Source organism: Alkalidesulfovibrio alkalitolerans DSM 16529 (genome assembly GCF_000422245.1).
GTDB lineage: Bacteria > Desulfobacterota > Desulfovibrionia > Desulfovibrionales > Desulfovibrionaceae > Alkalidesulfovibrio > Alkalidesulfovibrio alkalitolerans.
Genome location: NZ_ATHI01000005.1, coordinates 210,530 through 226,869 on the forward strand (window position 1 = coordinate 210,530; position 16,340 = coordinate 226,869).

Here is a 16,340-nt window from a genome sequence, read left to right on the forward strand (position 1 = left end):
AGCCGCGCGGCGAAGCCTTCAGGCCGGTATCCGGCCGGGAGACGACATGGCCTTCGATTACAGAAGCAACCGCAAGTTCCTGACGGAGATGAACCTCACTCCGCTCATGGACCTTGTCTTCAACCTGCTCATCATTTTCATGATCTCCGCTCCCCTGATGACCCAGGGGTTGGACGTGGACCTGCCCGAGACCAAGGCCGCACAGGAACTGCCCGCAGACAAGGACCACCTGATCCTGACCGTGGACAGGAGCGGCCGCATCTTCGTGGACGAGTTCGAGGTCAAGGTCGAGGAGTTGGAGAACTATCTGAAAAAATTGGTCGTGGACCAGAAAAAAGCGCTCTACATGAAGGCCGACGGCGACGTGCCGTACGGCGTCGTGGTCAAGGTCATGGGCGAAGCCAAGGCAGCGGGCATCGACAAGCTCGGCATGGTCGCCGAACAGACCAGGGACGCGTTGCAGGCTCCCAAGCTGCCGGAAAAAAAATAGACGATGCGTTCCGGCCTCCCGTACTCCCTGGCTCTGCACCTCGCCGTGGTGCTGGTCGTATGGCTCGCGTCCATCATCTCGCCGACTCCGGTGATCCGGCTCGACCTGCCGGTGGTGCAGGTGGACTTGGTGACGCTGGAACAGCCCAAGCCCGCGCCCAGGCCCGCGCCCGTGCCGCCGAAGCCCGAGCCAAAACCCGAACCGCCCAAACCGGAGCCCCCCAAACCGGAGCCCCCGAAACCCGAACCCGTTCCGGAACCCAAGCCCGAGCCAAAACCCATTACGGAGAAAACGCCCGAGCCAAAACCGGAACCCAAGCCCGAGCCGCCAAAGCCCGAGCCCAAGCCAGAACCCAAGAAGCCGCCCGAACCCACGCCCGAGGAGATCAGGCGCAAGGCATTGGAGGACGCGAAGAAGAAGGCCGAGGCCGAACGCCGCAAAGCCGAGCAGGCCGACCCGCGCAAGCAGGCCCTGGCCGAAGCTCAGCGCCAGGCGCAACAGTCGGGCCAGCCTTCGGGCGAGGGCCAGACCTCCGGCGTGGTCGATATCTACGCAAACCTGGTGATGCAGATCATCAAGAACAACTGGCGTTATCCCGCCCTTCGTCCCGACCCGAGTCTCGTGGCGACCATCGAATTGGCCGTGGACAAGGACGGAACCATCGTGGGCTTCAAGGTGCTGCGCCAGTCCGGCAGGGCCGACTTCGACTCCTCGGTCGTCAAGGCCGTGGAGGAGACCAAGACCCTGCCGCCGCCCCCTGAGGGACTTAGGACCATCGTCGTCAACTTCAACCTTGAGGAACTCTTGAGATAGCCATGAACCGCGCCACTTCCCCCCGCCGCCTCGCCGCGGCCCTGATCGTCCTGTCCGCCCTTTTCTGCCTGGGCGTCGCGTGGCCGATCGAGGCGCGCGCCTCATCCATCGCCGTGGACATCTACGGCCCCGGGCAACGTCAGTTGAACATCGCCCAGACCGCGCCCCTGCCCATTGAACCCGGCCGGGAACTGCCCGGCATGGCCCACACCCTGCAGGAACGCATCCGCCACAACATCGGCTACATGCCCTTCCTGTTTCAGATGGCGGAATCCGACGTGCTGGGAGGGCTCAAAGTCACCGCGCCCACGGCCGAGGGCATCGAGTTCAGGCGTTTTCTGCTCTCGCGCGCGGACATCATTATGACGAGCGCCTGGCGGGAGACCGCTCCAGAGACGGGCGCGGTCGAGCTTCGCGTCTACGAGGCCCTTTCCGGGCAACTTCTTTTGGGCAAGGCATACGACGACGTGCGTCCCATCCACGTGCCCGATGTCGCGGACCTCTTCTGTTCGGAACTCATGAAAGTCCTCACCGGACAAGGCGAGTTCTTCCTCTCGCAACTGGCCTTCACCCGCAAGGAAGGCCAGGCCCATAACGTCTGGGCCGCCAGGGCCACGGGCCGCGATCCGCGCCGCCTGACCAACCTGCCGCACATCTGCACCAGCACGGCGTTCCGGCCCGACGGCAAGGCGCTGGCCTTCACCTACATCCAGCCCGATGGACACCGCCTGGGCATCTGGGACGAATCCGGGGTGCGCCTGATCAACCTCAAGGGCAGCGCGGTCATCGGCCCCTCTTTCCTGCCTGACGGCAACCTGGCCCTGACCCTGAACATCGCCGGAGCGCCGGACATCTATCTGCTCGACAGGGACTTCAACATTCTCAGGCCCCTGGCCCAGAGCTGGAACATCGACGTCTCGCCGAGCTTCGACGCCACCGGCTCAAAGATGGTCTTCACCTCGGGCCGGGCAGGCAACCCGCACATCTTCCTGCTCGACGTTCCCACGGGACAGGTCACTCGCGTGACATACGAAGGCAAGTACAACACCAGCCCTTCCATAAGCCCCGACGGCAGGCTCGTGACTTTTTCGCGCATGGTGGACGGTTGGCACCGCATCTTCGTCCACGATCTGCAGACCGGTCGCGAGCGGCAGTTGACCTTCGGCCCTCCGGGCTACGACGACGAAGCCCCGGCCTTCGCCCCGGACGGCTATTACATCGCCTTCACCTCGGACAGGACAGGAGAATACAAACTCTACCTGACCACCCGGCACGGCGACGGCCCCATGTACATCGAAACCGGCCCCGGAGAAGCCAAGTCCCCGTCGTGGGCTTTGAAACGCTGAAAAAGCTTGCCCACCCCCCTGGGGAATGGCATAATTTTAACGATGCCCGGCGAATGGCGTCCTGCTTTGATCGCCGGACAGCTTTACAAGAATTGAATTCGAGGTAGATTCCCTGCCCGCGTCGTCCCAGGAAGGGACAAAGGCAAACAAGGGGCAGCCATGGAAAGGACGCGCCGTGGTCCCATGAGCTTTCAACCATTTTCTTGAGGAGGGCTTTATGAAAGCCGCGTTTCGTTTTCTGGTTGTGGCGTTGATGGTTGCCGGCTTGGCCGCCGGTCTCGGATGTTCCAGCAAGCAGGCCGCGAGCGACGTGCCCCCGAGCGCGACGACCGACGACGACGCCAAGCGTCGCGCCGAGGAAGAGGCGCTCCGCCAGCGTCAGCTTGAGGAGCAGCGTCAGCGCGAGGCTGCCGCTATTGCCGCCGCCAAGGAAGAGATCGGTCGCATGATCCACTTCGACTTCGACAAGTACGACCTCAAGCCCGAAGCCCGCTCCATCTTGCAGGCCAAGGCCCAGGTGCTGAAGCAGTACCCCAACATGCGCGTCGTGATCGAAGGCCACTGCGACAACCGCGGTACCGAGGAATACAACCTCGCCCTGGGCGAGCGCCGCGCCAACTCGGCCTACGAGTTCCTGGTCCTGCTGGGCGTGCCTGCCAACCGCCTGAGCAAGGTCAGCTACGGCGAATCCCGCCCGCTCGACCCCGCCAACAACGAAGTCGCCTGGGCCAAGAACCGCCGTTGCGAGTTCAAGGTCGCCGGCTAGCCCGATCGGCACCCGCTCATCAAAAAGGCCGCGTCGGAATTTCCCGGCGCGGCCTTTTTCCTTGTCGTCCTCAGCCTTACACGCCGAAAAACGCGCGAGCGTTGTCCCCCGTCCTCTTCCAGACCTCCTCGACCGGCACGGCAAGCGTTTGGGCCACGGCCTGGGCCGTGAAGACGAGATAAGCGGGCTCGTTGCGCGTGCCCCGGTAGGGCTCGGGGCTTAGGAACGGGCAATCCGTCTCCAGAAGCAGACGTTCGAGCCCGATGAATCGCACTGCCTCGCGCAATTCCTCGTTCTTCTTGTAGGTTACGGGGCCAGGCACGGAAAGATGCCAGCCCCGATCCAAAACGGCGCGCGCTTGCGCCGTGTCGCCGCCGAAGCAATGCCAGAGCACGGGCCGGTCACGGAACCCCTCGGCGTCGAGAACGTCGAGGGTCGCGTCGAAGGCGTCGCGGCAATGGATGACGACCGCCACCCCAAGTTGCCGGGCCAGGTCGAGCTGCGCCGTGAAGGCTTGCCGCTGCACGTCTGGGGGCACTTTGTCCCAATAGAAGTCGAGGCCGATCTCGCCCACGGCGCGAAGCCTCGCGTCCGACGCAAAGGCCTCGCGCATGGACGACAGCGTCTCGGGCGTGCAGGCGTCGGCATCGTTCGGGTGCACACCGAGCAGAAAGAACACGCCCGGATGGCGCACGAAGGCGTCCTTGCCGACCATGTAGGCGTCGGGCCCCAAAAAGACGTTGCCCACACCCGTCACTCCGGCGGCCACGGCCCGAACCAACGCCTCGTCGAGGTCGTCGGCGAAGGCCCGGTCCATGTCGAGGTGCGCATGCGAATCCACGCCCCCTGGCGGCAGTCCGAACGAGGCCGGATCAGGGCGCGAAGTCTTGCTCTTGGTCATCATCTCTCCTTCACGATGCGCCCGGCCGGGCGCAGACGACCTGGCCATCGCTTCTCGCATCTGGCGTCGGCACGAAGCCGCAAAGCCCGCCTCGCGGCATCATTCTTGACTAAAGAATGAACATAGGAAGCGAATTTTATTGACACATTTACAAATGAATGTTTTTGTATCTCAATACGGTGCGCCACCTGGGCGCACCTCGGAGCGAAACACGTGGACAACGGATCGGAAAGTCTCGAGACCGTCGGCGGCGCGACCGCACACGCAGGCGGCCTGCCCTCGCAAGGGCTCAAAAGCGGCGACCTCGCGCGCTTGCGAATCCTTGTGGCCGAGGATGATCCGGCCAATCGCTTCGTCATCGAATCCATTCTCGCCAGGGCGGGATTCGAGGTGCACGTCGCGGTCTCGGGCTGCGAGGCGCTGGAGCGTCTTCGGACGGCAGAGTACGACCTCGTCGTCCTGGACATCGTTTTGCCGCGCGTGGACGGCCTTGAAGTGCTCAGGCGCGTCAGGTCGCCCGAATCCCACAGAAAAGACCTGCCCGTGCTCATCCAGACGGGCCGTGCCGTGGCCGCGGACATCGCCAGATTCACGGATGCGGGTTGCGACGGCTGGATCGTCAAGCCCTACAAGGCCGAAGCCCTGCTGGAAAAAATACTCGAAATTCTTCACGCCAGGGGTATTTCCATCGAGCGTTGAGACCTCTCTCATCGCAAAAACGCCCCGAAAACGTCGAGCACCGCCGCTTCGTGCGTCTCGCGCGAATAAGCCCTCGCGGTTTGCCTCCCCGCCTCGATCGTCGCGCCCAGGCGCTCGTCCCCGCTTTCGATCCAACCCAGGGCCTGCTCCAGGGCGTTGATGGCCGCGGACACGTCCGCGTCGGCGCACCACAGCCCGTTGCCGCTCCAGGCGACCTCGCGCAACGGATGCCAGGGGCGGTAAGCCCCGGCGAAATCCCCTGCCTGGCGCATGTAATCGAACCCGCCGTATCCTCCGAAACCGGCGCACAGGCAGCCTGCGGCCATGGCTTCGAGCGGCGGCAGGCCGAGCCCCTCGGGAAACCCGGCGGCGAAAAAGACGTGGCTCTCCGCCAGCGCGCTGGCCACCTGCGCGGGCGACATGCGCTCGATGGGGCGCCACAGCGGCGACGGCAGGCCACGGGTCCGAAATCTTGCGGCCAAGCCCTCGCGGACCTGCTCGCAAACCGCCTTGTTCTTGCGCGGCATGTAGGCCACCACGGGTCTGCCCGAGGTTTTTTCTCCCCCCGCCGCGAAGAACACGGGATCAATCCCCGGCCTGAGCACCGGAGCGTCTACGCCGAGCGTCTCACGCAGATACGCCCGCACTGGGTCTGAAACGGCCAAAAAAGAGACCGGCAGCCCCTGCCAATGCGCGCCCTCGGGCAGGCCGGAGAAGAGGTAGGCCCAGTTCTGCACGTAAACCACGCAGCGCGCCCCGGCCGACAGCCCCGGCAACAGCGCGTTGGGCCAGCCCTCGGGCACCAGCCAGATGTCCTCGGGCGCAAGGCGCAGGCTCTCCCAGGGCACAACGGGCGCGTCCGCGTCGCCGAGTTCGGCGCGGCCCTGCTCGCGCGGCACAAGGTAGGCCTCGCGGCCGCCACGCGCAAGCGCTCCGGCCACGGAACGCAACACGGCCATGCCGCCGCTCGCGGCCCTCACCGGGGGCAGAAAGACGAAGATCCGCATGGGTTTGTAGCTACCAGTCCACGGCCCAAGGCTCAAGCCCGGCCGCGCCGTCCAACAATTCACGCAGCCGCTCCCGCTTGCGCGTCAGGTCCTCGGCCAGAAAACCATATTGCTGCGCGCGCATGCGCGCGATCTCGTCCGGGCCGAAGAGCCCGTGCAGCTTGATCTCGTTGCCGCGCGCATTGGCCGCGGCCGCGCCAAAGACCCCGTCGCGTCCGCCCGTGGCGCGCGCGTGGGGCACGGCCAGATGGCCCTGGTACACGGCCTCGCCGCCGCTGAGCAGCAGGCGCAGGTCGCGCGCCAGGTCGTCGAACTGGCTGGGCGAGAAGCGGATGTCGAAGCCGCCGTCGCGCGCCAGATCGGCCGTGCGGAAGAGGTGACAGCAGCCCGTGACGCTCGCGCAGGGGCGGCAGTAGTCGTGCTGCCCCAGGTCCGGCCCTTGCAAATGAATGTCCGAGACGGCGAAAGGCGTCTCGTCCGAACCGGGCGCGAGGGTGAGGTCCGCCGACTGCAACACCGCACAGTTTCCGGCCTGAGCGACCTTGCAGCCCCAGACGCGGGCCTTTGGATAGGCAGCCACGGCCGCGCCGAGCCGCAAAAGCCAGTCCGGCGGCAGCACGATGTCGTCGTCGAGAAAAGCCGCAAAGGTGAAACCCGACAATTCCGGCAAGGCCAAAAGCCAGTTGCGCGCGGCCGGAGCGCCCACGTTGATCGGCAGCCGGAAGGTCGAAAAGCGAGGCCGTGTATCCCGCCCAAGCCGCTCCTCCCAGGCCGCGAGCACCCTGGGCGTCTCGTCCGCACTACCGTTGTCGAGCACGATCACGGCGTCGTCCGGCCCGAGCGCGGAGGCCGTCAGGCTTTCGAGCGCGGCGTGAAGGAGCGCGGCCTTGTTCCAGGTGTAGAGCAGGCAGGCCGTGGGGCCGGGCAGCGGCGAGGCGGCCTCGCGCGTTCCCGTGGCCAGATCGTGCAGGCGCAGGAGAAGCGTCGCGTGCCAGGGATGGCGGGCAAGGCTTTCGGCCCAAAGCCGCAGGCATTCCTCGGGCCGTCCAAGACGCAAAAGCGCCTCGCCAAGCCCCAGGCACAGGCCGGGCGAGAACAGCCCCGGCTCGGCCGCAAGGGCCTCGCCGTATTCGTGCCGGGCGCGCTCCGGGTCGCCCGCAAGAAGCGCCATGTCGCCCCTGAAACGCCCCCGCACCGACACGGGCAGCGCCTGGCCGCGCCGCGCAGAAAGCCCCAGCGCCCAGGCCGGATGACCAGCGCGCCACGCCAGGTCGTAGGCCGCGCCGAAAGCCGCGGGATCGCCGGGTCGCGTTGCGAGTTCGGCTTCGAGCAGGGCCATGGCCCCCTTGGCTCCATCGCGGTCCAGGGTCTTGCGCACACGGGACGAAAGTTCAGCCGCTTCAGCCGTGCGGCTCGCGGCAAAGGCGAGGCCCGTGCGGCTGGCCGGGTCGATGCGAGCCAGAAGTCCGGCCGCGGCAGGGGAAAAAGGATCCGCCTCGCAGGCCGCGCGCGCCACGCCCGGCGTCTCCTGCGCGCCCTCGTTCAGGCAGGCGCGGGCCATGCGCAACAGGTGCAGCCGCCCGGCGCAGCCGTGCAACCGCGCCTGCTCGAAGGTCTCGGCAGCCGCGTTCACCGCCCGCCCCCAGGCAGCGGTTGATCCACCCGCCTGGTCTTCAGGGCCTCGATCCAGGCCCGCCAGTCCGGCCCAAGTCTCGCGGCGAGGTAGGCGTGTTCGGCCCTGGCCGCGCGCTCCATGAAACCTTCGGTGGCCCTGGCCGTGGTGTGATAGCGGTGGCGTACCCGCGTCTGGTGGTCCACCACCAGACGCCAGCCCCGTCGACGCGCCCGGATGGAGAGCCACATGTCCACGCCGTAGCCGAAGGGATTCTCGTCAAAGTCCAGGCCGCCCACGTCGGCAAGGCAGCGCAGATCGAGGCACGGGGCGATGCCATCCACGATCTCCACGTCGGAATGGGAGAGGCGCGGATCGGCCACCATCTGAGGATGGTAAGGACTTTTCTCCACCGCCGGGACGAGGATACCCACGCGGCCCTGCCCTGCCGACTCGAAATGCTTCAGACGGCCGAAAAGCCGCGCCAGATGGGGTGGCTGGGAGGTGAAGACCAGATCGTTGTTCAGAAAAAGGACGTGCGAGAAGCCCTCATCCGCGAGAAGGCCGCAAGTGTGGGCCAGGGCTCCGGCCCAGTAGCGATTCTCGGGCAGCCTGAGCCAGGCATCGGGATAGGGTTCGGGCGCGGCGTTGTCGAGCACCCGGACCGTGTATTCCGGATCGCTGGCCGAAAGCTGCGCCTGCAGACGCGCGGCCAGCGCGGGCTTGCCGTAATGCAGGATGATGGTGGCCAGGGATGGACGCATGCGAAGGCTCCTGGCCCAAGGACATGGACGCGCAGGGGCCGCCTGTCAAGACGAAAGCCTTGGGGACGGCGAAAACGGAGCGCGACGCGGCCGCCTTTGGCCGCGCCGCGCAATGCGGGAGAATAGCGCTTTCGGGGCGGCCTGCTACGCGCCGGATATCTCGATGCGCTTGGGCTTCTCCTTCTCCTTCTTGGGCATGAAAATTTCGAGCACGCCGTTCTTCAAGTTGGCCACGATGCGCTCGCGATCCACAATGTCGGAGAGGGTGAAGGTGCGGCTGTATTCGCCGCCGCCAAATTCCACGGCCACGTGCCGCTTCTTCTCGTCCAGGCCCACGTCGGCACGGCCGGACACCACGAGTTCGTTCTCGCGCAGGTCAAGCACCAAATCGTCTCGCGAAACGCCGGGCAGGTCCATGAAGATGTGGAAGCCGTCCTCCTTCTCCAGGATGTCGGTGGACGGACGCACGGTGGGAAACTTGCGTTCCTTCTTGCTCATATCCTCACTCCTTATGCGTCCTCGATGCTGATCTTGCGCGGCTTGATCGCCTCGGCCTTGGGCAGGACGACGGTCAACACCCCGTCCTTGAGGGTGGCCTTGATTTGGTCACGGTCCACCGGCACGCCCAGGGTGACGATGCGCTGGAACGGACCAGTGGGGCGCTCCTGGCGGTAATACTTGCCCTGCTCCACCTTGCGCTCGCCCTTGATGACCAGGCTCTTGTTGGTCAGGGTCAGGTCCAGTTCCGACATGTCCACGCCGGGGATCTCGGCGGCGATGACCACGCTCTCCTCGTCCTCGCTGATGTTCAGCGGCGGATAGGCCATGCCCCGCGAGACAGGCCCGTAGGGGCGCATGAATTCGGCCAGAACGCGATCCATTTGGCGCGGCAGATCATGGAAATTGCTGAAGTCGATGACCATGGTCGCAGCCTCCTGTGAAATTTTGGGATATCGACAACCGTATTAGGACGGTCGCGCAAAATGTCAACAGGGGCTGGAAGGCTGAATTACTTCTTGGCCGAAGGGCGCTTTTCTTCCCATTCGTTCAGGGGGATGGCCTCTTCCACGAGCATCACCGGGATGTCGTCCACGATGGGATAGGCGACGCCGCAGGCGCGGCAGATCAGGCCGTCCTCCTCGGGCGTGAGTTCGATGTCGGCCTTGCACCTGGGGCAGACGAGGATTTGCAGAAGTTCGGGGTTCAGTGCCATGCGGCGCTCCTTTGCGGCGAGATGGCGGCACTCTATCCGGTTGTCGGCGCAGCTTCAAGGCTTGCAAGCCTTGCCCACACGCTCGGGGCAGGATACAAAGAGGCATCATGCCCAAAATCATCGCCTCGGATCAACGTCGCATCGACCTGCACAGCCACTCCACCGCCTCGGACGGCACTTGTACGCCCGCCGAGGTCGTGCGCCTAGGCGCCGAGGCCGGGCTCTCGGCCCTGGCCCTGACCGACCACGACACCGTGGACGGGCTCGCCGAGGCGCGGCAGGCCGCGCAGGGACTGAGCATGGAATTCATCCCCGGCTGCGAACTGACCGCCACGGGCGAGCCCCGCTCCATGGACATCCTGGGTCTGTGGCTGCCCGAGAAGACGGACAAACTCGGCGCGGCGCTTGCCTGGCTCATCTCGCGGCGAAACGAGCGCAACCTGGAGATGGTCGAAAAGCTCACGCGCCTTGGCTGCGAAGTGAGCCTTGAAGAGTTGAACGCCATTACCGACGGCACCGTGGGGCGGCCGCACATCGCGCGCCTGCTCAAGCAGAAGGGCTACGTGGGGTCGGTGCAGGAGGCCTTCGACCGCTATCTGGGCCGCTCGGGCGCGGCCTACACGCCAAAGACCGCCTTTGGCCAGCGCGAGGCAGTGGAACTGCTCAAGGCCGAGGGCGCCACGGTCATCCTGGCGCACCCGGCGATCTACGACCTCTCGGTACGCGAGATCGAGACGGTGGTCCGGCGGCTGGCGGACTACGGGCTGGACGGCATCGAGGCCTACTACACCGAGCACTCGCGCAACAAGGTTTACGAGTACCTGTGCCTGGCCGAGCGCCTGGGGCTGGTCGTCTCGGGCGGATCGGACTTTCACGGCGCGGTCAAGCCGGAAATCAGGCTCGGCACGGGCAAGGGCAACCTGCACGTGCCCTACGCCGTGCTCGAAACGCTCAAGGAGCGCCGCGCCGCCCAGGGCCTGCCAGCCTGAAGCCGAACCGGGCCACTGCCTCGCTGCTGTTCATCTTCAAGGCCGGCTACAGGGGCGGCGTCTACAAGTAGTTCTCCAATAACACGGCCCGAAGCCCCCACGGCGCAGCCTCGATGACCCGGCCGCCGAAGGCTGTGGCCTGGGCCAGGACGATCCCGTCCGGCCCCGGCGCGAAGCGCGTCGCGACCTGATCCACGAGCAGCGCGCCCGTGGGCGTGACGATCTCCTCCTCGATGCCGGTGGCGTAGACCGGCTTGCCCTCAAGCAGCCGCAGCACGGCGGGCGCGGGAAGCGGCAAGAGCCCGTGCGCGCAGGCCACCGTGCCCGAGAACCAGGGTAGCGACGCGCACACGACCTCGCCCACGCGAAGCTCGTCGAGCGCCCAGAAGGCCCCGGCCACGTCCACCAGCGTGTCCACGGCCCCGACCTCGTGGAAATGCACCTCCTCAATCCCCACGCCGTGCACCGCCGCCTCCACCTCCGCCAGCCTGCGAAAGGCCGCCCTGCTCCTCCCCGCCGCGCGGGGCGGCAGCGAGAGCGCGTCCGTGAGAGCGAGAAGATCCGCGAGATGACGCAGAGGCTGCGCGCCAGGCGCGTCGATGCGAAGTCCCACGCCCGCGATGCCCGCCCGGCTCCTTTGCTCGAGCGAAAGAGCCACGTCGAGCCCGGCCGCGCGAAGCAGGGCCTGAAAGCGCGCAAGATCGGCCCCGAGCCCGGCCAGCGCGGCCAGGAGCATATCTCCGGCGATCCCGCCCCGAGGATCGAGAAAAAGCGTCTTATCGTGCGATTTCATGAACATCCGTCTCCGCGACGCCCCTGACAGGTTGAAAAAGCCAATGGGCTGTGCCATATTTGAAAAAAAGGCGATACGTGACCGCCGAACCGCTACAAGGAGCCCTCCCCCATGCGCGTGAAGACCTGGATGACCAAGAACGTCATCACCGTGAGCCCGGACGAATCCATGATGAAGGCGTCCAAGCTCATGAAGGACCACGAAATCCGCCGCCTGCCCGTCGTGGACGAACAAGGCAGGCTGATCGGCATCATCTCCGACCGGGACGTCAAGGAAGCCTCGCCCTCCAAGGCCACGACCCTGGACGTGCACGAGTTGTACTATCTGCTTTCCGAGATCAAGGTCAAAGACATCATGACCAAGACCGCCATCGCCCTGCACGTGGAGGACACGGTGGAAAAAGCCGCCGTGGTCATGCACGACCGCCGCGTGGGCGGCCTGCCCGTGGTGGACGACGCCAACAAGGTGGTGGGCATCATCACCGAGTCGGACATCTTCAGGGTCTTCATCGACATCACCCGCGTGCGCGACGGCGGCATCCAGATGGGCTTCAAGCTGACCCGTGAGCCGGGCGCGCTCAAGCCCATCCTGCAGGACATCACCAACGCCGGAGCCAGCATCCTTTCGATCATGACGGTCTATCCGCAGGGTCAGGAGCACCGCAACGCCTACATCCGCATCGCCGAGATGGAGAAGTCGGAGTTGAACAAGCTGCGAGATCAGTTGAGCGGCGCCTACGAGCTCATGTTCTGGTTGCGCGACAACGTGCATCCCGTGGTGCAGTGATCGAAACGGCCGCCGGGCGGCCGATCGTTGCGCTCCAGGGAGCGCATGTACATCACGGCCTCCCGCACATGGCTGCATGCGCGGGAGGCCGTGCCTTTTTTGGAGCCTCCCCGCAATGGTCCGCCCCAGGGCGGGGCGGACGGACCGAATGGACCTGTCTGATCTTTTTTCGATCGCAAAGTGTGACCGGCCGCCCCTGGCGGGCGTATATGTGAATGCATGGATCAGCCGGGAAACGACAGAGACGACGCCTGGGCCGTGAGCCGCACGCTGCGCGGCGAGCGCGATGCCTTCGCCGTGCTCGTCCGGCGCTACCAGGGACCGGTGTTCCGGCTCATGCTGCGCTTCGCCCGCGACGAGCACACGGCCCGCGAACTGGCCCAAGACGCCTTTGTGCGGGCCTTCGAGCGTCTGGCGGCCTATGACCCCAAACGCCGCTTCTTCACTTGGCTCTACACCCTGTCCCTGAATCTGGCCCGCGACCATGCGCGGCGCACGGCGCGCCAGCCGCTCGCGCAGAGCGACGTCGAGCGGACCTGCCGCGCCGACCAGAGAGACCCGGCAGACAGCCTGCACGCGGCCCGGCTGCTCGACGCCCTGCGCGATCTGCCGCCCAAATACGGCGAGGCGCTAGCCCTGCGCTATATCGAGGACATGCCCCTCGACGACGTAGCCGCGATTCTCGGACTTTCCGTGAGCGGGGCGAAGATGCGCGTGCACCGGGGCCTGGGCCTCTTGCGCGAGCGCTATGGGGAGGACCTGCGATGAAAACCGTTCAAAACACCCGAAACAACGACTCCGACGTCCGGCTGGCCGAGCGGCTGCGTACGCTTGCCAACATCGGGCCGGGGGACGACTTCACGGCCCGGGTCATGGAGCGCATCGCGGCCAAAGAGCCGCTGCCCGAGCCCGAACCTTGGCCCACAAGGCTTATGTGCTGGCTCATGACGCCGCGCATGGTGAGCCTGCGGCCGCTTCACGGCCTGACCCTGGCGGCCTGCCTGCTCCTGGCCGTGGGCGGCGCTCTTCGCTTCGGCGGCATCATGACTGACGTAACGCCGCCCGAGGGACGCTCTCCCGTCAGGTTCGTGCTGGCCGCGCCCGGCGCGCGCGAGGTGGCCGTGATCGGCAGCTTCAACGGCTGGAATGCGGCCGGCTGGACCATGCGCCACGACGCGGCCACGGGGCTTTGGACCCTGACCGCCGCCCTGCCCCCAGGCAGCCACGAATACGTCTTTCTGCTCGACGGGGCTGTGACCCTGCCCGATCCCACCGCAGCCATCAGCGCCGACGATGGTTTCGGCAGCCGCAATTCCGTGCTTTTGGTGAGGACCGGCAATGGCGCGACGCTCTAGCATTCTTGTTGTCTCGGCCCTGTGGCTCGTGACGGCATGGCTCCTCCTGGCGGCCGCTCCGGTGCTTTGCGCGTCCGGCCATGGCAGCCTCGATGCGGCCGTGGAGAACGGCCGCCTGAGCCGGGACGACGCACGGGCCATAGCCGCCCTCATCGAGCAGGCGCGCGCCCAGGGACTGCCCGAAGGCCCGCTGGCGGCCAAGGTCGCGGAGGGCCTGGCCAAGCGCGTGCCGGGACAGGCCATCGTCCGCGCCGTGGACGCCATGCGCGACGACTATGCCTTCGCCCGGGGTGCCCTTGCCCGTGGCGGCGCGTTCGCGCCGACGCCCGACGACGTGGTCCTGGCGGGCGACAGTCTGCGGCTCGGCCTCTCCCGCGAGGAGCTGGCCGAACTTGCACAGCAGGCGTTTGGCGCATCGCCGACCATGCTGGCCACGGCCGCACGCGCGCGCGCCTTCCTGAACGGTATCGGCTTCCCGTCCGACCTCTCGACCCACATCCTGAGCCAGGGACTTGAGTCAGGCACTTTGACCCCTGCCTGGATCCATCTCTTCAAGGCCGTGCAACGCGCCCGCGATACGGGCGCGAGCGACGCCGCCGTGGCAAAGGCGGCCGTCCGGACCCTGGCCGAGGGAGGCGGGCCCGGCGAGATGCTGCACGACCTCGGGCTGACCAGCCGCGACATGCGCCAGCTTCCGGGCCGCCCCGAAAATTGATCCGTGACCGAACAGCCCCTGCGAAACGTATATGGAGGCACAATGAGAATCCACGCCCCCTTGCTCCTCTTGTTCCCGCTGCTCCTGGCACTTTCGGGCTGCGCCATGGTCGAGGGGCAATACTATCTAAATACCAAGCGCTACGACGACGGCCGTGCGGCCTTTGCCACGCGGCTGGCCGAAGAACCCGACGATCCCGGCCTGAACTATTACATGGCGCGTTTCGAGTTGGCCGAGGACAAGCCGGAGGCTGCGCTGCCCTTCATCGAAAAGGCCGTGCGCCTCGCGCCGGGCAACGCAGAGTATCGTTTCTGGGAGGGTGTGACCTGGTGGGCACTGATGGAGCCGGACAAGGAACGAGCCGCCTACGAGAAAGCTCTGGCGCTCGATTCACGCCATCTGCCCGCTTCGCTCTATCTGGGACACAACATGCTCGATCGTGGCGAAAACGCTGCCGCGCTCGAACTGTACGACCGCGTGCTGCGCCTCGATCCGTATGAGCCGCAGGCCCTGTTCAACAAAGCCGTGGCTCTTGAGAGGCTGGACCGCGACGAGGAGATGCGCGCGGTGATGCTGCGCTATCTTGAATGGTATCCGGACGGGGCCATGGCCCGTCAGGGAACGCGGATGCTGAACCGCCTGGGAGACTTCACCTGGCGCAACCACCTGCTGGGTCTTAGAACCGTCACGCTCAGGGCAATCGAATTCAGCCCCAACAGCGCCACGCTCACCGAGGACTCGCGCGCCTCTCTGGCCGTGGTCGGCTCCATAATGTCCGTCAAGCAGGACCTGCGCCTGCATGTGGTCGCGTTCGCCGAGGGCGACCCCGCCCTTGCCCGGCAACGCGCCTTGGCGGTCCGGGACTATGTCGCCCGCATGCACCCCAAAGTCGCTCCGGAGCGGCTCACGCCGAGTTGGTTCGGTGAAGCCGAGACCATAACCGTTGACGGCCGGTCCTTCACCAAGGGCCACTCCGTCGCCATCTTCACCAAGGTCGAATGATCATGGGAGGGCACATCATGTCTATCATACTACGCCTTCTCCTGGCCTGTCTCGTGCTGCTCGCCGTCGCGGGTCTTCCCGCCCTGGCTCAGGACACGGACCAGACAGGCGCTGAAACCGAAAGCGAGGCCGACACCGGCACGGACACGGGTACCGACGCCGATACCGACGCCGGAAGCGAGACGGGCGAGGCAGACCAGGGCGAAACCTCCCCCGCCTTCAGCAACCCCACGCAGGCGGCCATCGCCGCGAATCTCGCGGCGGCCGCAGCCGAAGAGACCGACGAGGCCGTCGCCGAGGCCACAAGCGACCTCGAAGCAGCCCAGGAAGCCTACGCCGAGGCCCTGGCATCCGGGGATCCAGACGCCATTGCGGCGGCCGAGGCAGAGCTTGCGGCCGCCCAGGAAGCATACGATAGCGCCGTGTCATCGGCCACCGGCGTGACCACGGCCGACATCGCGGCCATGCGCGAGGCAGGCATGGGCTGGGGGCAAATCGCCCACGAACTGGGCGTGCACCCGAGCGTCATCGGCCTTGGCATCGCCAAGGAACGGGCCGCGAGCGCTCCTGGATTGGCGCGAGCCTCCGAGGCGGCGGCACATGGGGCGGCCTTCGGCAGGAGCGTGAGCGAAGCCGCGCGGAGCCGTGAAACCGCACGCGGCCGCGAAGCCGCCATGGGGCCGACGAGCCGCAACACGACCACGGGCAAATCCGATACGCCCGGCGCGCGCGGCGCATCTTCGAGTTCGTCGCGGGGCGCCTCCATGGGCATGTCCCAAGCCTCGGGCAAGGCTGTCGGAGGAGGCGTGGCAGGCGTCGGCGGCGGGATTGGAGGCGGGATTGGAGGCGGGGTTGGCGGCGGAGCCAGCGGCAAAGGCGGAGGCCCAGGTGGAGGCCGTGGCGGTGGTCCTGGCGGTGGCCAGGGTGGCGGCCAGGGTGGCGGCCAGGGCGGCGGCCAGGGTGGCGGCAGAAACTAGCCACAGCGCATCATCTCCGCAAATCTTGGGGCCGGGCGATAAGCACCGGCCCCTTCTTTCGCGCCGTCATCCACAGGTTGTCGCCCATGGCGGACGTGGTTCACGAAATCAT

20 protein-coding genes are annotated in these 16,340 nt (G+C 66.4%); 12 read left to right on the forward strand and 8 right to left on the reverse strand.

Annotated elements, in window-relative coordinates; translation table 11 throughout:
• Positions 1-46 precede the first annotated feature (46 nt).
• The 4 genes from DSAT_RS03950 to pal all read left to right on the forward strand — a co-directional run bounded on the left by DSAT_RS03950 (position 47) and on the right by pal (position 3,415).
• Positions 47-490: an ExbD/TolR family protein gene (locus DSAT_RS03950; RefSeq protein WP_020886297.1), complete on the forward strand. Its 444-nt coding sequence runs from the start codon at positions 47-49 to the stop codon at positions 488-490.
• Between the two features lie 3 nt (positions 491-493).
• The gene (tolA, locus tag DSAT_RS03955; RefSeq protein WP_020886298.1) at positions 494-1,303 is read left to right on the forward strand and encodes a cell envelope integrity protein TolA; all 810 of its coding nucleotides are present in this window, start codon (positions 494-496) and stop codon (positions 1,301-1,303) included.
• 2 nt (positions 1,304-1,305) lie between these two features.
• Complete coding sequence (locus tag DSAT_RS03960) at positions 1,306-2,649, forward strand: beta-propeller domain-containing protein (protein WP_020886299.1); 1,344 nt, start codon at positions 1,306-1,308, stop codon at positions 2,647-2,649.
• Between the two features lie 217 nt (positions 2,650-2,866).
• Complete coding sequence (gene pal, locus DSAT_RS03965; RefSeq protein ID WP_020886300.1) at positions 2,867-3,415, forward strand: peptidoglycan-associated lipoprotein Pal; 549 nt, start codon at positions 2,867-2,869, stop codon at positions 3,413-3,415.
• Positions 3,416-3,491: 76 nt separating this feature from the next.
• Here the strand turns inward: pal and DSAT_RS03970 are convergent, their stop codons facing one another.
• Complete coding sequence (locus tag DSAT_RS03970; protein WP_020886301.1) at positions 3,492-4,316, reverse strand: TatD family hydrolase; 825 nt, start codon at positions 4,314-4,316, stop codon at positions 3,492-3,494.
• A gap of 213 nt (positions 4,317-4,529) precedes the next feature.
• Between DSAT_RS03970 and DSAT_RS03975 the strand changes: the two genes are divergently transcribed.
• Complete coding sequence (locus DSAT_RS03975) at positions 4,530-5,015, forward strand: response regulator (protein ID WP_020886302.1); 486 nt, start codon at positions 4,530-4,532, stop codon at positions 5,013-5,015.
• A gap of 8 nt (positions 5,016-5,023) precedes the next feature.
• On the opposite strand, the gene DSAT_RS03980 is transcribed toward DSAT_RS03975, so the two are convergent.
• The 6 genes from DSAT_RS03980 to DSAT_RS04005 form a co-directional block, all read right to left on the reverse strand.
• Positions 5,024-6,022, reverse strand: coding sequence for a glycosyltransferase (locus tag DSAT_RS03980; protein ID WP_020886303.1), 999 nt, complete (start codon positions 6,020-6,022; stop codon positions 5,024-5,026).
• Between the two features lie 10 nt (positions 6,023-6,032).
• On the reverse strand, positions 6,033-7,655 hold the full coding sequence (locus DSAT_RS03985) for a glycosyltransferase family 2 protein (protein WP_020886304.1): 1,623 nt from the start codon (positions 7,653-7,655) through the stop codon (positions 6,033-6,035).
• Positions 7,652-8,398, reverse strand: coding sequence for a glycosyltransferase family 2 protein (locus DSAT_RS03990; protein ID WP_020886305.1), 747 nt, complete (start codon positions 8,396-8,398; stop codon positions 7,652-7,654). The genes DSAT_RS03985 and DSAT_RS03990 overlap by 4 nt, the downstream gene beginning before the upstream one ends.
• 144 nt (positions 8,399-8,542) lie before the next feature.
• Positions 8,543-8,896, reverse strand: a complete 354-nt coding sequence (locus DSAT_RS03995; protein ID WP_020886306.1) for an Hsp20/alpha crystallin family protein — start codon at positions 8,894-8,896, stop codon at positions 8,543-8,545.
• A gap of 11 nt (positions 8,897-8,907) precedes the next feature.
• On the reverse strand, positions 8,908-9,321 hold the full coding sequence (locus DSAT_RS04000; protein WP_020886307.1) for an Hsp20/alpha crystallin family protein: 414 nt from the start codon (positions 9,319-9,321) through the stop codon (positions 8,908-8,910).
• A gap of 86 nt (positions 9,322-9,407) precedes the next feature.
• Positions 9,408-9,611 carry a Trm112 family protein gene (locus DSAT_RS04005; RefSeq protein ID WP_020886308.1) on the reverse strand — a complete coding sequence of 68 codons (204 nt, stop codon included), beginning with the start codon at positions 9,609-9,611 and terminating at the stop codon, positions 9,408-9,410.
• A gap of 107 nt (positions 9,612-9,718) precedes the next feature.
• Here DSAT_RS04005 and DSAT_RS04010 point away from each other — a divergent pair, with 107 nt between their 5' ends.
• Positions 9,719-10,600 carry a PHP domain-containing protein gene (locus tag DSAT_RS04010; protein WP_020886309.1) on the forward strand — a complete coding sequence of 294 codons (882 nt, stop codon included), beginning with the start codon at positions 9,719-9,721 and terminating at the stop codon, positions 10,598-10,600.
• A gap of 61 nt (positions 10,601-10,661) precedes the next feature.
• On the opposite strand, the gene larC is transcribed toward DSAT_RS04010, so the two are convergent.
• Positions 10,662-11,393 carry a nickel pincer cofactor biosynthesis protein LarC gene (gene larC / locus DSAT_RS04015; RefSeq protein WP_020886310.1) on the reverse strand — a complete coding sequence of 244 codons (732 nt, stop codon included), beginning with the start codon at positions 11,391-11,393 and terminating at the stop codon, positions 10,662-10,664.
• A gap of 111 nt (positions 11,394-11,504) precedes the next feature.
• On the opposite strand from larC, the gene DSAT_RS04020 reads away from it, so the two are divergent.
• The 6 genes from DSAT_RS04020 to DSAT_RS15575 all read left to right on the forward strand — a co-directional run bounded on the left by DSAT_RS04020 (position 11,505) and on the right by DSAT_RS15575 (position 16,228).
• Positions 11,505-12,179, forward strand: coding sequence for a CBS and ACT domain-containing protein (locus DSAT_RS04020; protein WP_020886311.1), 675 nt, complete (start codon positions 11,505-11,507; stop codon positions 12,177-12,179).
• A gap of 219 nt (positions 12,180-12,398) precedes the next feature.
• Positions 12,399-12,947: an RNA polymerase sigma factor gene (locus DSAT_RS04025; protein WP_020886313.1), complete on the forward strand. Its 549-nt coding sequence runs from the start codon at positions 12,399-12,401 to the stop codon at positions 12,945-12,947.
• Positions 12,944-13,534 (forward strand): early set domain-containing protein, encoded by a 591-nt coding sequence (locus tag DSAT_RS04030; protein WP_020886314.1) that lies wholly within the window; start codon positions 12,944-12,946, stop codon positions 13,532-13,534. The genes DSAT_RS04025 and DSAT_RS04030 overlap by 4 nt, the downstream gene beginning before the upstream one ends.
• The gene (locus DSAT_RS04035) at positions 13,518-14,249 is read left to right on the forward strand and encodes a hypothetical protein (protein ID WP_020886315.1); all 732 of its coding nucleotides are present in this window, start codon (positions 13,518-13,520) and stop codon (positions 14,247-14,249) included. Before DSAT_RS04030 ends, DSAT_RS04035 begins: the two co-directional genes overlap by 17 nt.
• 42 nt (positions 14,250-14,291) lie before the next feature.
• Entirely contained in the window at positions 14,292-15,251 is a 960-nt protein-coding gene (locus DSAT_RS04040) for a tetratricopeptide repeat protein (protein WP_020886316.1), read from the forward strand.
• 17 nt (positions 15,252-15,268) lie between these two features.
• Positions 15,269-16,228, forward strand: a complete 960-nt coding sequence (locus DSAT_RS15575; RefSeq protein ID WP_020886317.1) for a hypothetical protein — start codon at positions 15,269-15,271, stop codon at positions 16,226-16,228.
• Positions 16,229-16,340: the final 112 nt, after the last annotated feature.